Annotated in this window: 12 protein-coding genes; 5 read left to right on the forward strand and 7 right to left on the reverse strand. The window is 48.4% G+C overall.

Features of this window, described 5'->3' with window-relative positions; genetic code table 11:
* Positions 1–82: 82 nt before the first annotated feature.
* Positions 83–1,534: an MDR family MFS transporter gene (locus C812_RS14370; RefSeq protein WP_016313383.1), complete on the reverse strand. Its 1,452-nt coding sequence runs from the start codon at positions 1,532–1,534 to the stop codon at positions 83–85.
* A gap of 103 nt (positions 1,535–1,637) precedes the next feature.
* On the opposite strand from C812_RS14370, the gene C812_RS14375 reads away from it, so the two are divergent.
* Positions 1,638–2,210, forward strand: coding sequence for a TetR/AcrR family transcriptional regulator (locus C812_RS14375; protein WP_009225746.1), 573 nt, complete (start codon positions 1,638–1,640; stop codon positions 2,208–2,210).
* Positions 2,211–2,273: 63 nt separating this feature from the next.
* On the opposite strand, the gene C812_RS14380 is transcribed toward C812_RS14375, so the two are convergent.
* On the reverse strand, positions 2,274–3,353 hold the full coding sequence (locus C812_RS14380) for a HAMP domain-containing sensor histidine kinase (protein ID WP_016313384.1): 1,080 nt from the start codon (positions 3,351–3,353) through the stop codon (positions 2,274–2,276).
* The gene (locus C812_RS14385; RefSeq protein WP_016313385.1) at positions 3,350–4,024 is read right to left on the reverse strand and encodes a response regulator transcription factor; all 675 of its coding nucleotides are present in this window, start codon (positions 4,022–4,024) and stop codon (positions 3,350–3,352) included. The genes C812_RS14380 and C812_RS14385 overlap by 4 nt, the downstream gene beginning before the upstream one ends.
* 175 nt (positions 4,025–4,199) lie before the next feature.
* Between C812_RS14385 and C812_RS14390 the strand changes: the two genes are divergently transcribed.
* Together C812_RS14390 and C812_RS14395 are read left to right on the forward strand one after the other, a co-directional pair.
* Positions 4,200–5,141, forward strand: a complete 942-nt coding sequence (locus C812_RS14390) for an ABC transporter ATP-binding protein (RefSeq protein WP_016313386.1) — start codon at positions 4,200–4,202, stop codon at positions 5,139–5,141.
* Positions 5,141–5,839 carry an ABC transporter permease gene (locus tag C812_RS14395; RefSeq protein ID WP_016313387.1) on the forward strand — a complete coding sequence of 233 codons (699 nt, stop codon included), beginning with the start codon at positions 5,141–5,143 and terminating at the stop codon, positions 5,837–5,839. The genes C812_RS14390 and C812_RS14395 overlap by 1 nt, the downstream gene beginning before the upstream one ends.
* Before the next feature lie 84 nt (positions 5,840–5,923).
* On the opposite strand, the gene C812_RS14400 is transcribed toward C812_RS14395, so the two are convergent.
* Positions 5,924–6,844 carry a tRNA dihydrouridine synthase gene (locus C812_RS14400; RefSeq protein WP_244268323.1) on the reverse strand — a complete coding sequence of 307 codons (921 nt, stop codon included), beginning with the start codon at positions 6,842–6,844 and terminating at the stop codon, positions 5,924–5,926.
* 483 nt (positions 6,845–7,327) lie between these two features.
* Between C812_RS14400 and C812_RS14405 the strand changes: the two genes are divergently transcribed.
* Complete coding sequence (locus C812_RS14405; RefSeq protein WP_016313389.1) at positions 7,328–8,107, forward strand: class I SAM-dependent methyltransferase; 780 nt, start codon at positions 7,328–7,330, stop codon at positions 8,105–8,107.
* 136 nt (positions 8,108–8,243) lie between these two features.
* Positions 8,244–9,929, forward strand: a complete 1,686-nt coding sequence (locus C812_RS22705) for a chitobiase/beta-hexosaminidase C-terminal domain-containing protein (protein WP_016313390.1) — start codon at positions 8,244–8,246, stop codon at positions 9,927–9,929.
* Positions 9,930–9,973: 44 nt separating this feature from the next.
* On the opposite strand, the gene C812_RS14415 is transcribed toward C812_RS22705, so the two are convergent.
* The 3 genes from C812_RS14415 to C812_RS14425 all read right to left on the reverse strand — a co-directional run bounded on the left by C812_RS14415 (position 9,974) and on the right by C812_RS14425 (position 13,748).
* Positions 9,974–10,666 carry a response regulator transcription factor gene (locus C812_RS14415; protein ID WP_016313391.1) on the reverse strand — a complete coding sequence of 231 codons (693 nt, stop codon included), beginning with the start codon at positions 10,664–10,666 and terminating at the stop codon, positions 9,974–9,976.
* A gap of 4 nt (positions 10,667–10,670) precedes the next feature.
* Positions 10,671–12,818: an ATP-binding protein gene (locus C812_RS14420; protein WP_016313392.1), complete on the reverse strand. Its 2,148-nt coding sequence runs from the start codon at positions 12,816–12,818 to the stop codon at positions 10,671–10,673.
* 171 nt (positions 12,819–12,989) lie between these two features.
* On the reverse strand, positions 12,990–13,748 hold the full coding sequence (locus C812_RS14425) for a carbohydrate-binding protein (protein ID WP_016313393.1): 759 nt from the start codon (positions 13,746–13,748) through the stop codon (positions 12,990–12,992).
* Between the last annotated feature and the right edge of the window lie 152 nt (positions 13,749–13,900).

Raw genomic sequence — 13,900 nt, forward strand, 5'->3', positions numbered from 1 at the left:
CAGCGTTACAGGGGGCCAATAAAAAAAGTCTTTCTCAAGGGATTCCCCTCAAGAAAGACTATTTCAAACCCGTTTTACCTCATCAGTTGATGCTGGGCTTAAGAACAGTATTCTTTTTCTTATGAGGCAAGAAGATGATAAACACAAGCGATACAATCGTGAAGACAACGGACCACATAAAGGTATGGTTAAACGCTGTGTTCAGCGTTGAGACATCGTGAACGGGTTGGCTGTTGATTTGATTCTGCAAGATGACGGCAAAGACCGAAGCCCCAAACGCACCCCCAATTTGCTGAAGAATCCGGGTTGCGCTGCTGGCATGCGGTACCAATTCCTTCGATAACCCCTCATAGGCGGTGGCCATGATCGGAAGCATCAAGCCCCCAAGTCCTCCGCCGCGGACAACCAGGGATATGGCCAGCATCAGTTCACTGGTATCTACTGAACTCATGGCAAAAGGTAAAGTTCCGAGCAGCGTCAGAATAGTACCGCCGAGAACCACCCATCGGGAGCCGATGGTATCCGTCAGCTTCCCTGCCAAGGAGCGGGTCATTAACATCCCGAGGCCTTGAGGAATCAACAGCAACCCTGAAGCAAGCACGCTGTGACCGCGAACCTGTTGATAATACAGCGGCAATAACAACATGCCGGCATAGGAAGAAAGCCCTGAGATAAACAACAGACAGGCAGATGCAGAGAACGTTGTGCTCTTAAAGATTCGCAGATCGACGATCGGATGATCGGTTTTTCTGAGTACATACCAGCAGAAGACGATCATAAACAACAGTCCAATCGCGATAGGAACAAGAACCGGACTTTTAAAGAAACCATGCTCCGAGCTGACTTTCGTAAGTCCATAAATCATCAGCACGAGCGCCGGAGACACCAGAGTTAAACCTAGTAAGTCCAGCTTCTGCGGATGATTTGCGACATCATCTTTGGGCAATCCCTTTAGAGATAAGAACAGGGCAATCAAGCACACCGGAATATTAACATAGAAAATCCAACGCCAATCTAGATTATGGATAATCACCCCGCCCAATACGGGACCAAGAATCGGCCCGATCAGAACCGGCAACCCCACAATCGCCATAACCCGGCCTAAGTTCTGCCCGCCTGCTGCGCGGACAATCATCGTCTGCATGATCGGCATCATCAAACCGCCGCCCAAGCCTTGAATGACGCGAAAAGCAATGAGGCTTCCCACATTCCAAGACAAGCCGCACAATACAGAACCGACAAGAAACAAACTTAAAGCCAAATTCCACATATTTTTACCGCCATAACGATCAACCAACCAGCCGGAAATGGGAATAACCAAGCTAATCGCGAGCAAATAACTCGTCATCACCCACTGGATCGATGTAACTGGAGCATGCAGTACATTGCCAAGGGTATCGATGGCGACGTTCATTATGGTAGTATCGAATAAAGGGGCAAGCATCCCCACCAACAGAATCCATGCCACTTTCATGACAGCTGGATCGATTTTCATTTTTGATGGTGATGCTGCAAGTTCGCCTGGTTTACTCACGTGTATCACTCCTTATCCATTTAGAAACCAAACGTTTCTTATTCGGATTCATCATACTACAATCGAATAAGAAACGCAACGTATTTTATTGGAGGTTTGTATTATGAATAAAATCAATGAAGGAGAAGGATCAACGCGAAGACGAGGAGCTGAATTGGAGGGGGCGATTCTTCAAGCCGCATGGGACGAATTGATGGAAATTGGCTTTCATCACCTTACGATTGAAGGAGTTGCCGCTCGGGCTCAAACCAGCAAACCTGTCATTTATCGTCGTTGGCCGAATCGGGAAGAGCTTGTCTTAGCTGCGATTCTGAACCATTTGCCGACGGTTTCAGTCCCGGATACCGGGAATTTGCGCAGCGATGTCCTCCTCTTGCTGAATGAGTTAAATGAGATGCTGCAGCAAATTGGCCCCAAAACGATTCACGGCCTGATGTCCGTAGTATCTGACATTCCTTTCTCCGATATTCTCAATTTTCGAAGAACGAATACGATGACCGTTATTTTGGACCGAGCCATAGAAAGAGGGGAAATTCGTCCGGAGAAGGTTACGCCGCGCATTACCAGGCTGCCTGTAGATCTTGTGAGACATGAACTGCTAATTACGTTGGAACCCGTTTCTATGAAGACCATTGAGGAGATCGTGGATGAGATTTTTTTGCCGCTGCTGAAATGAGAAGTGAACAGACGAAGACGCCCCTTCACCCTGAATTCGACTAGTGATGTGGGGCGTCATTTTTTATTGACCTTTAGTTTGGAGAACCATGCCCAGCGGCAGCCGAACCGTAAAAATCGAACCCACTCCAAGCTCACTGTCCACCTCAATCGTCCCCTCGCACAAATCGATAATGCGCTTGACAATGGTTAATCCCAATCCGTTGCCTGTCATGGAGCGGGACGAATCGCCTTGGTAAAACTTATCAAACATGCGCCGCATCGTCTCTTCATCCATCCCGCGGCCATTATCTTCAAGCCGGAAGATCGCTTGCTGCCCCCTCCGCTGAAGCGTAATTTTCAGCTTTCCGCCACTTTCCGTAAATTTGATCGCATTGTCGAGAAGGTTGATCCACACTTGCTGAAGCAGGTTTTTATTGCCGTGAATCGTGACATCGTCCAATGTGATATCCAGCTGAAGCGATTTCGCGTTCCACTTTGGCTCCAGCATCAGAACGGCAAGTCGGATCTGTTCATCCAGCCGATAGCTCGTCTTTTCGCTCAAAATTTCAATGTTCTCCACCTTGGACAAGTTGAGAATGCTGGTAGACAGCTCCACGAGTCGTTCGGATTCCTGAATGATGCGATCCAGATAATCCTGCTTGTCTTCTTCGCTGAGATTTCCCTGCTTCAGCAACTTGGCGAAGCCGCTGATGGAGACGATCGGCGTTTTAAACTCATGGGAGAAATTCCGCACGAAGTCGCTTCGCAGCGTTTCGATTCCTTTTAACTCCTGCACCATCTTGTTAAAACTGACGGCAAGCTCGTCTAGTTCAAAAACGACGCTCCCCTTCACCGTCGCATGGGCTGAAAAATCCCCTTTGGCCACCTTCGCGGTAGCCTCCATCATATCGCGAATCGGCTTGACGGATCGTCTGCTTAACAACGCGGCAATGACAACGCCCATAAAAATGCTGATGTAGATCAGGACGTAAATGCCGCGATAGGAATTCGGCTGATTCAGGTCAATCCAGCCTGCGCGGTTCAGCAAGAAGGCAAGCAAGCCAGCAGATGTAATCGACAGCACCATGACGAGAAAGACCCAGGCGACTAATGTCACGGCTAGGGTGATTTTTTTCGGCAAAAACTGTTGGATCAAGTTCATCCCCTCTTCACCGCTTTGTATCCCAAACCGCGCACCGTCACGATCTCAAAATCGGGACTGTCTCTAAATTTGTCGCGCAGCCGGTTGATATGAACGTTCAGTGTATGATCATCCGTTTCCGTATCTGGCCCCCAAATCTCCTCAAGCAGCTGCAATCGCGTAAAAATTTTATTCGGATAACTAAGCAGCTTAAACAGAAGGTAAAATTCTTTCTGCGGCAAAGAGATTTGTTGATCTCCCCTTGTCACCGTGAGTGCGTTGTAATCCAATACCGTTTCCCCGACAACTAGCCTGCGCTCGTTCGCGATCTGTGCGCGACGCAACAGCGCTTTGATTCGGAACAGCAGTTCCTGCTCGTCGAAGGGCTTAGTCATATAATCATCGGTTCCGACAAGGAAGCCATTGTGCTTAAACTTGATATCATGGGCCGCAGTCACCATCAGGATCGGAATGTTGTCCCCCGCGCTTCGTAAATCCTCACATAATTGGTATCCGTCCATCTCCGGCATCATCAAGTCTAGTACAACCAAATCGAAGTGACGTTCCTCCATCAGGTTAAGTGCCTCGATCCCATTTCCGGACACATGCGAGTTGTAGCCCCCGCGTTGAAGCACGGCGCAGATCAGTCGCTGCGTATTGACGTCATCTTCGACCACCAAGATATCAAACACAGGATCTCCCCCTTTTTTCTACTGAATATACTCCCCAAAAATAAACCAAAAATCAACAACTCGGCGCCCTGGGTTGAGGTTCAGTTGAGATTCGTCGTTTAAAGTACAAGCTGTGCTCAGGTGAAACACCAAATCGTGTTTTCTCTAAATTTTAAAGTAAAGGGTGGTTAGAGAGATGAGTAATGGAAGAAGAGGCGGCACCAACGCCATCCAATTGGATAATGTCAGCAAGAGCTTCGGCGATTTTCATGCGGTTCGCAACCTTTCGCTTGAAGTACACAGAGGGGAAATTATGGGCTTCCTCGGTTTGAATGGAGCTGGCAAAACAACAACAATTAAGATGCTCCTGTCGCTGCTCAAGCCTACCTCCGGCAGCATCTATATGTTGGGCAGCAAGGTGGACTCCGGTAACTATAAGCTTTGGAGCCACGTTGGTTACTTGGAGGAAGCTTCTTATTATCCGGATCTTACCGTGGTGGAAAATCTGGAGATCGCCCGAAGAATGCACCGGATCTCCGACCGAGGGGCCGTTGACCGCGTCATTAAGAAGCTGGATTTAGAAATTCACCGTAAGAAGAAAGCCAAAAACCTGTCTCTAGGGAACAGACAACGCCTAGGGTTAGCAAAAGCGATGATTCATAACCCAGAGGTTTTGATATTGGACGAGCCGGTCAACGGGCTGGATCCAGCCAGTGTCGTGGAAATCCGGGAGCTGTTACTTGACCTTTCCCGTAACGAGGGCGTCACGATCTTCCTCTCCAGCCATCTCTTGGAGGAGCTGTCTAAGCTGGTTGACAGTGTGGCGATCATGCACAAAGGGCAACTTGTCCAGAACATGAATATCGATCAACTGGAGCGTTCGGTGGAGAAGAAACTGGTTGTGGGCGGACGAGATATCGATGCCATTCGACATATTCTCGCCGAGAATGGGTACACGTTCAAAGATACTGAGGATGAACGGCTGGAGCTGACTGAAGAGCGTGCCTTGGGGAATCCAGAACAACTGGCAGACCTGTTAGTACGTGCAAGCCAACCGCCAACCCATCTCAGCGTAGTCACTGAAAATCTGGAAAGTTACTTTTTACGGACAATTCGCACAGCAGGGGTGAACGCTTGATGTTACTTTCATTTATTCATAACGAGCTGCTTAAAGTATGGAAGTCTATCGTATTTTGGGTCGTGGCTATCGTCTTTATCGCCATGCCTTTATTGATTGGGCTCTTCAAGGAGCCCGGCGTTTCTTGGGACATGTACTATACGGATATCTTTGACTCCATCGCCTCGCTGCTGGTGGTTGGGTTCTCCTTCACCTCAGCATGGGTGTTTGGACGAGAATACACCGATAAAACCATTAAAGATTTGATCGTAAAGCCTATTCCCAAATCGTATAGCGTGCTGTCGAAATTCATCGTGATTACGATCTGGAATATATTGATCGCCCTTTTCACTTTTGCCCTAATTACGATCGCCGGATCTTTCATTGGGGTGAATGGCAGTTCCGGTTCCTCCATCCTTCAGTTCTTCGGGACGTTCATGCTTACATCCGTGCTTATTATGGCTGTCAGCTCAACCAGTGCTTTAATCGCCAATATCACGAAAGGGTATCTCGCCCCGATTGGGCTGATCTTCGTAATCATCATCGCATCCAATGCGGTTGTTCAGCTCGGCCTCGGCCCGTACTTCCCATGGACTATTCCGGTTCTTCTGACGAAGGGTGTAGATATCGGCTTCATCAGCTACAGCATTCTCGTCCTCACGGCGATCGTGGGCTTCGCCGGAACCGTGGCTTGGTGGAGATTTGCAGAGCATAAGTAAATCAGGGAAATACACAGTTATACAAAAACAGGTCGACTATGGTGGCGTTCTGCCCATAGTTGACCTGTTTTGCTTATGTTTACTTTATTCGCTGGCCATTTGCTGAGTAAACTCGTCCAGCATCTTCCGCACTTCATCGGTTGATGAGGTGCTCATCAGTTGATTTCTTAGTTCACTTGCCCCGCGGAATCCTTTGACGTACACCTTGAAGAAACGTTGCAGCGCCTTAAACGGACGCGCCTCCAATTGATTGGAATACTGATCATGGAGATCCAAATGCAACCGCAGCAGATCCAGATATTCGGTCGTGCTGTGCTCTCTTGGCTCTTTTTCAAAGGCAAACGGGTTCTTAAAGATCCCTCTCCCAATCATAATTCCATCTACCCCATACTGCTCAGCCAGCTTCAAGCCGGTTTGTCGGTCGGGAATATCGCCGTTAATCGTGAGCAGGGTCTGTGGTGCGACTTGATCGCGCAGCGCCTTAATTTCCGGAATCAGTTCCCAGTGGGCTGCAACTTGGCTCATTTCTTCTCGGGTGCGCAGGTGGATTGACAGATTGACAATGTCTTGCTTCAGAATATGGGTTAACCACTCCCGCCATTCCTCCACCTCGGTGAAACCCAGTCGTGTCTTCACGCTTACTGGCAAGCCCCCGGCTTTGGCGGCCTGGATCACTTCAGCGGCCACCGAGGGTCGGAGAATTAAGCCGCTCCCCTTCCCATTCGTCGCCACATTCGGAACCGGGCATCCCATATTGATATCGATCCCCTGGAAGCCTTGCTCCGCCATGCCCATACTCATCTTGGCAAAAAACTCCGGCTTATCGCCCCAAATATGCGCCACCATCGGCTGCTCGTCCTCCGTAAAAAGCAACCGTCCGCGGACGCTATGGTTCCCTTCCGGGTGACAATAGCTCTCCGTATTGGTAAACTCCGTGAAGAAGACATCCGGTCTGCCCGCCTGACTCACGACATGACGAAACACCACATGCGTCACATCTTCCATCGGTGCAAGTATAAAAAAAGGTCGCGGTAAATCACGCCAAAAATTCCGGTTCACTTCAACCTCAAATCCTCTCGTTATAATACCTAATCTATTATAAAGGCTGCCTCGCTCTTAAGCATCCCCATTTTCTTCAAGTGATCATGCATGCGAAGTCCAGATACCGGGCGCATGAGGTTGAGATTTCTCGTTCATATTAAGATCGTTGTAACATTCACAAATCCCAGAGGAGTAGATACACAATGAAAAGATGGTTACCGGTTCATCGCGGATATCCTGACAGAAGGCATTGTGAAGCAGTTTCCGGAGAAGTTCTAAAGGTTACATCTAAAAATCGCGGGATTGAAGCTGGATCAGCTTGGATCCCGCGATTTTTTGTCACAATAGAATGCTCCCCCCTTTCGCATCCACTCGATATGGATTAAAATATAATTAATGAAACCTTGTTTTATCTGGTGAAACAATGATGATGAGAGGTGAAACGAAATGCCTATCGATTTTCATGACCCGAACAACCGACTGACTTATACGACAAGAGAGGCAGATGCATCTTGGAGTTCTTTCCTCAGCTCGATTGTTGATGTATCCAACAAACGGGTTGCCGACATAGGATGCGGCGGCGGAATTTATACGAAGGCGCTCATTCAAATGGGAGCTTCCCATGTCGTAGGTGTAGATTTCTCGGAGGAAATGCTGAAGGCTGCGGCAAATCACTGTAAGGACCTCCCCCATGCCGCGTTTCATCAAGGTGAGGCTTCTCAAACAGGTCTTCCCTCCAACGCGTTCGACGTCGTTTTGGAAAGAGCCCTAATTCACCATCTAGACGATTTGGAACCATGCTTTAGAGAAGCCGTTCGCCTGCTAGATGACGGCGGAATGCTGATCGTTCAGGATCGAACGCCTGAAGATTGCCTGCTGCCTGGGGATGAACATCATCTTCGAGGATATTTTTTCGAGCGTTTCCCTTCGTTGAAGGAGAAAGAAGTCGGCCGCAGACATGAGGATGGTCAGGTGCGTAAGGCACTGGAAGCGGCAGGCCTCCAGCTCGTTCATAGTACTAGACTTTGGGAAACCCGGCGCAAGTATACGCATTTGGAAGAGTTAAGTGAGGACTTGATGCAAAGAACCGGACGCTCGATTTTGCATGAACTTACGGATGAAGAATTGCAAGCATTGGTTTCTTTTATCACGGGTAAGCTCGAAGCTGCCCCGCTTCCCATTCAAGAAAAGGACGCTTGGACGGTCTGGATCGCGAAGAAGGCGTGATTCGATCAGAACCCCTTAGCTCATGTCCCTCCACGACAATTTTAAAGATTTCTTTAACTTTCGAAATTTGTCGAATGAATCATGATAAAGTAGGAAGATCAATAACATTTATCACACTTCTTAGGAGGGACAAACGATGGGCAATAAGGTTGCCGGATTCTTGATGGGAGTACTGCTGTGCGTAGGTTCCGTCATTTACTCTGCCGATAGCGTAACAGCTGCCGAGAAGACATCAGCCGATTTTTTGGACCTGAAAGATCTGGATGCTGCCACAAAAGCCAAATTTGACGAACTCATCTCCGCTGGTATTTTCGACGGCGTGGGTGAAGGCACATTTGGTCTCAAAGATGAGATGAACCGTGCGCAATTTGCTAAGGTTGCCGCGTTGATTTTCAATTTGAAAGTAGATAAGGATCTTAAGACATCCTCATTTTCTGACGTCAATGCGGATGATCCTGCAAATGGATATGCAGTACCATTTATAGAGGCAGTAAAAGCCGCAGGGATTACGGATGGTGTTGCAGATGGTGTCTACGATCCGGCAGGTAAGGTTACCAAGGAACAGTTAGCTACTTTCCTGATTCGCGGGCTGGGTAAGGACGCCGATGCCAGGGCAACACCTGGTGTGGATGATCATACCGTTTCCGAATGGGCAAAGGGGTATGTCGCCAAAGCGCTTGAACTTAAATTAATGTCTAATGGTGCCGACGGGAAGTTCGGTGGGCAATCTCATGCGACACGCGATCTGCTCGTGTTAGGCGCATACGAAGCCCAGCAGCAATATACAGAAGCAAAGAGACAAGAGGAAGAGCAGAAGAAGAAGGAAGAAGAAGAGAAGAAAAAGGAAGAGGAACTAAAGAAACAGGAAGAAGAAAAGAAACAACAACAAACCGTGCCGTCTTCGCCTTCTGGTCCACAACCGGATTCCTCTTCCCCTCCAGTTATTCAGCCGCCAGTACAATCTACCGTTGCGACTCCAACGGCATCTCCATCCGGCGGCGAGGTGACTTCGGGAACGCAAGTTACTTTGACTTCAGCAACGGCTACTGCTGCAGTGTACTATACGTTGGATGGGAGTGAACCAACGACATCCAGCACGATGTATGTAGGGCCAATTACGATTACAAACAACACAACGATCAAGGCGATCGCTGTGAAGTCGGGATTGAAAAACAGTTCGGTTGCGAGTTTCGTATACACGGTCACTGTTTCTAGCAAATCATCGCTAGACTTGATTAATGAAGCAGCAGCATCCGGGGATTGGACCGGAATTGATGAGTCGACCTTTGCGGATGCGGGGATTACGGGAGTTACATCTGAGAATGTATATGGCATCCAAGGGATATTGCAAGACTATGATTACCCTTCAAGTGCACTTCCGAAAACATTAAATGAGATTCAAACAATTGTTACAGAAACGATAAAAATCAATGCCATCAATAATTACTTCGCATACGGCACCGGAAATGAACCTGACAAGCAAACTTTTGAAAATGCTGGTTTAAAAGGAGTAACCGATCAGAACTTGGCGGGGATCATAAGCTACCTTCAATCGAAATATCTAGGAGCAGGCGGTGGGTCTGGAGGCGGTGCTGGTGATATTGGCGGCGGTTACCCAGGCGGCGGCTTCCCTGGAGGCGACCCTGGTGATATTGGCGGCGGCTTCCCTGGTGGTGGATTCCCAGGCGGCGACCCTGGCGATATTGGCGGCGGCTTCCCTGGCGGTGGATCCCCAGGCGGCGGTTCCAGTGCACCATTATACTCTGGCTCCTCTAAACAAGATATCCAAGCTGCAATTGACGAATATTTGGATAGCCTATAAACTCAAAAGCGGCGCAAGGGAATATCCCTTCGCCGCTGTTTTTACTACGCCCCCCGGGCAACCAGCATATACCCGATCCCACGAACCGTCACAATGCGCTCCGGATTGGCGGGGTCAGCCTCAATTTTTTTGCGTAAGTTACTGATGTGTACAGCGACCGTCCGCGTATCCTCCAAGCTATCCGTTCCCCAGATCACCTGAAACAGCGCATCCACACTGACGGCGCGATTCACGTTTTGCGCCATGAAGGATAGCAAACCAAACTCTTTTTTCGATAAAAAGATGGTTTCCCTCCCCAGAATGACAGACTGAGCGTAGAAATCAAGCGTCAATCCTGGCAGCTCCAGCAGTTGTTCCTTTCTCCCTGTCGACGCCCTGCGAAGATGAGCCTTGACTTTAGCCATAAGGACTCCGGGGCTAAACGGTTTGGTGACATAATCGTCGCCTCCATAGGACAAGGCGTCAATTTTCACCTCGTCATCCTCACGGCTGCTCAGAAACACAATCGGTGCATTCGTGTAGTTACGTGCGTTTATACACCAAGCGATCCCATTTTCATTCGCCAACAAGACATCCAGTAGAATTAAATCCGGCTCGAACGTCACTAGTAACTTCATCGCTTCCGTCCCGCTATAGCTGCAGGCACATCGAAAACCTTCCCGTTCGCAATATATCTGTACAATCTCGCAGATGTTGGGATCATCATCGACGACCATAATTTTATGTGTATGAACCACGCCCTCACCCCTCTTCTCGACGAATACAAGGAATCGATATGTAAAATGCCGCTCCCGTCTTTCCGTCACTCTCCGCTCTTACTGTCCCGCCATGGACTTGTACAATTTCCCGGCAAATCGCCAGCCCAAGCCCGCTGCCATCTACATCCTTATCGGCACCAGGTTGTTCATACCGGTAATGGCGTTCAAAGATATGTTCGAGGTGTTCCGGTGGTATCCCGGTTCCCGTATCTTCTACGCAAATATTGGCATAACGGCGATCCTTCACTTCGTTCACAGCTAACCCAATCCGCACGGCCCCGCCGCTCGCAGTAAACTTCATGGCATTCGACACGATATTAAATAACGCCTGATCCAATCTTTGCATATCTATCTCGGCCACTAACGACTCGCTCCCCGGATCTTCCGAATCCCCTAGATCCAATACGAACTCCAACCCTGTGTCGCGTACAACCAGCTCATATTGATCATAGAACTGGCGCAGGAATTGAGCCACAGGAATTGGCTCCATTTGGAACATCACTTGTCCCGTCTCCAAATGCGATAAATAGGACAATTCCTCAATCATACGGTTCACCCGAATCGTGTTATCCCGGATATACCTCAAATACTGTTCGTTGCGTTCCGGCTTAACCCCATCCTGCACCGCTTCGACATATCCTAGCATGCTGGACAGCGGTAACCGCAGATCATGGGTAATATAAGACAGCAACTTCTTCCTTCCCTGCTCGGAGAGAAGCAGCCGATCATAGGAAATTCGCAGATTATCGTGAGCTACAGATAAGGCATGGGTTCGTTCCTGGACTGTCTGTTCCAAGTTCATATTCATTTCCGTCAGCTTGTCGTTCGCCTCCTGTAATTCCCGGGCAATTCTTTCTTCGTTCGTGGCTGTTTTCGTAAATCTCGAGGAGAGCAAAAACATCTGTGCGACCGTAAAGATCAAGAGACCCAGCGGAGAAGTATTACCGATGGAGGACCATTCGTTAAAATATAAAAAATCATTGATGACCGTAACCAGAGTAACCATCGAAGCCAGCAGGAAGATCAGCGCTCCCTCCTTGCGCTGCACTGCCGATTGGACAAGTCCAACCATCAGATACAGCATATGCAGAACAACGACCACACCGATTACCGACAATAAATGGGTATAAATTATCGCAGGAGCTGCCACAACAATCAGGCAGAGCAGACCCGTTACGATCCGCGAGCCAAGACGAAACCAACGCGACACATAATTTGCAAAAATGCTAATATAGTACCGCGTAATGATATACCCGCTGCTGCAGAGCGTCAGGTACTCGATTTTGAACTGGATCTCCCATGGAAAATTCGGCCATAATTGAGTAAGCAAGAGCTCACCAACCAACAAGGAACGGATGCCTAACAACAAGGCAAACAGCCCGAAAAACAGAGGCGCCCTGTCTTTGCGTCGCAAGATGAATAACAACAAATGATAAAGTCCGATGACCATCAGGCTTGCGGTGATAAAGATCTCCCCCGCGATTTTCAGGTGAGTCCTAACCGTAAGCACATCACTGCCGCCCAACTCGATAAACTTGGTGATGCCGCCCCGCTTATGATGGAAGTTGGAAACTTGGATCACCAGTTCTACGGTGTTATTTTCCGGCTGGAAGTACACAAACTTCGTTGCCAGACGCGGTGTCATGCTGCTCTTGTCCTGACCAACGACCCCCACCTCGGCCAGCGGTTCTCCGTTCACCCACAATTTATACGCGTGAAATATCGAGGGCATCTTTAGTGCAAGCCGCTCATGACGATCCTGCTCGCTAAGCTGGATCATCACCCGAAAGGTTGCAAAGCCTGTACCGCTTAACTGCTGACCATCTAGCCGATAACCTAGCCATGAGTTCGGGAGGTTGATCCAGCGGTTCGGATTTCCATCGCTTGCTATGCGATCATGTATGTCATTAGGCGACAGCAGCTCATGCCAATAAAACTCCCATTCCCCTTGTAGCTTTATCGGACGCTCACTCACTTGAACTTGGGATAAATCCAATGTCCCCTTGTCACTTTGGATTTCTGTGGAGTTCGAGGCGGAGATGACGGCATAGCATGTCACCAAACCAACCATAATGGCCGCAGCGATATACAGGATAATTTTACGTGAACTGAATCGGAGCATCCCTCTCATGAACAAAACCGACTCCAATCTACAAATTACGACAAAAAATATTTGATTAAATCAATAATAACATCATCCTAGGAAAATGTACCTGAAAATCTCGATGGGGAATAAAAAAAGCAAGACCCACCCAAACCTAACGTTGAGGTGGATCTTGCAATCTTGCTGATCCTCTACTCCTTAATATCTGCCGCCATAGCTCTTATACTGAGCATAAACGGTATTAGCGTATTGATCGGCCAGAATCGGGCGGCCATAGGAATCTGTAGCTCCTGGATACCAATAATCTCCCCCGTTATAATGCAGTAAGCCGCTGTAGATGCTGCCGAATCGAACAATCTTCTCATTCAAAATCAGTGAACCCATATATACCTGATCCTGCTCACTGCTGTGATTATAGGCATGCCCATATTTTGCACTAAATTGAGACAAATACGCATTCCGCGTGTTAGGTTCAACCTGCATCAATCCGTCACCGGCTGAAGGGCTGCCCGACAATCCATCCCCAAAGTAGCTTTCCTTCTTGATGACGGCACTGAGCAATAAGGCAAAATCCCCGCCTTTACCATAGGCATTGTCTGCATTCATGACATAGGTCCAGATGCGGCTTGGAACCTCCGCTGGCTTAGTTACTGTAGTAGGCGGGTTAGTTGGTGGATCGGATGGTGTAGTTCCTCCGCCGCCACCGCCGCCGCTGCTTAACGACCATAGAGCAGGAACAACTGGCGGTTCCCAACCAACAAGGGAAGTATGCGCTTGAATACAAGTATAAGTACTTCCGTTATAAGTTACAGTATCGTTGACGGCATAGGAAGTATTAGGAGCCCATGCTCCTCTGGAGGCTGCACTCGCTGGAAGAACTGCGAGAAATGTAGATAGGAATACGGCTAAAGCAACTAGAAGTGAAGCAGCTTTAATAGACACCTTTCTACGAATCATTTGGATACCTCCTAGTATTATAATTTGCGACTCACTCCGGATATGAGCCACAAACTTGTAACCGCTTTATATTCTATTTTTACATATATTAATTGAGCATTTTGCAGAATTCTGAGTACCTATGGCACAAGGATTTCTAGGGATAAAAAAGG

The sequence above is a fragment of the Paenibacillus barengoltzii G22 genome, from assembly GCF_000403375.2.
GTDB lineage: Bacteria > Bacillota > Bacilli > Paenibacillales > Paenibacillaceae > Fontibacillus > Fontibacillus barengoltzii.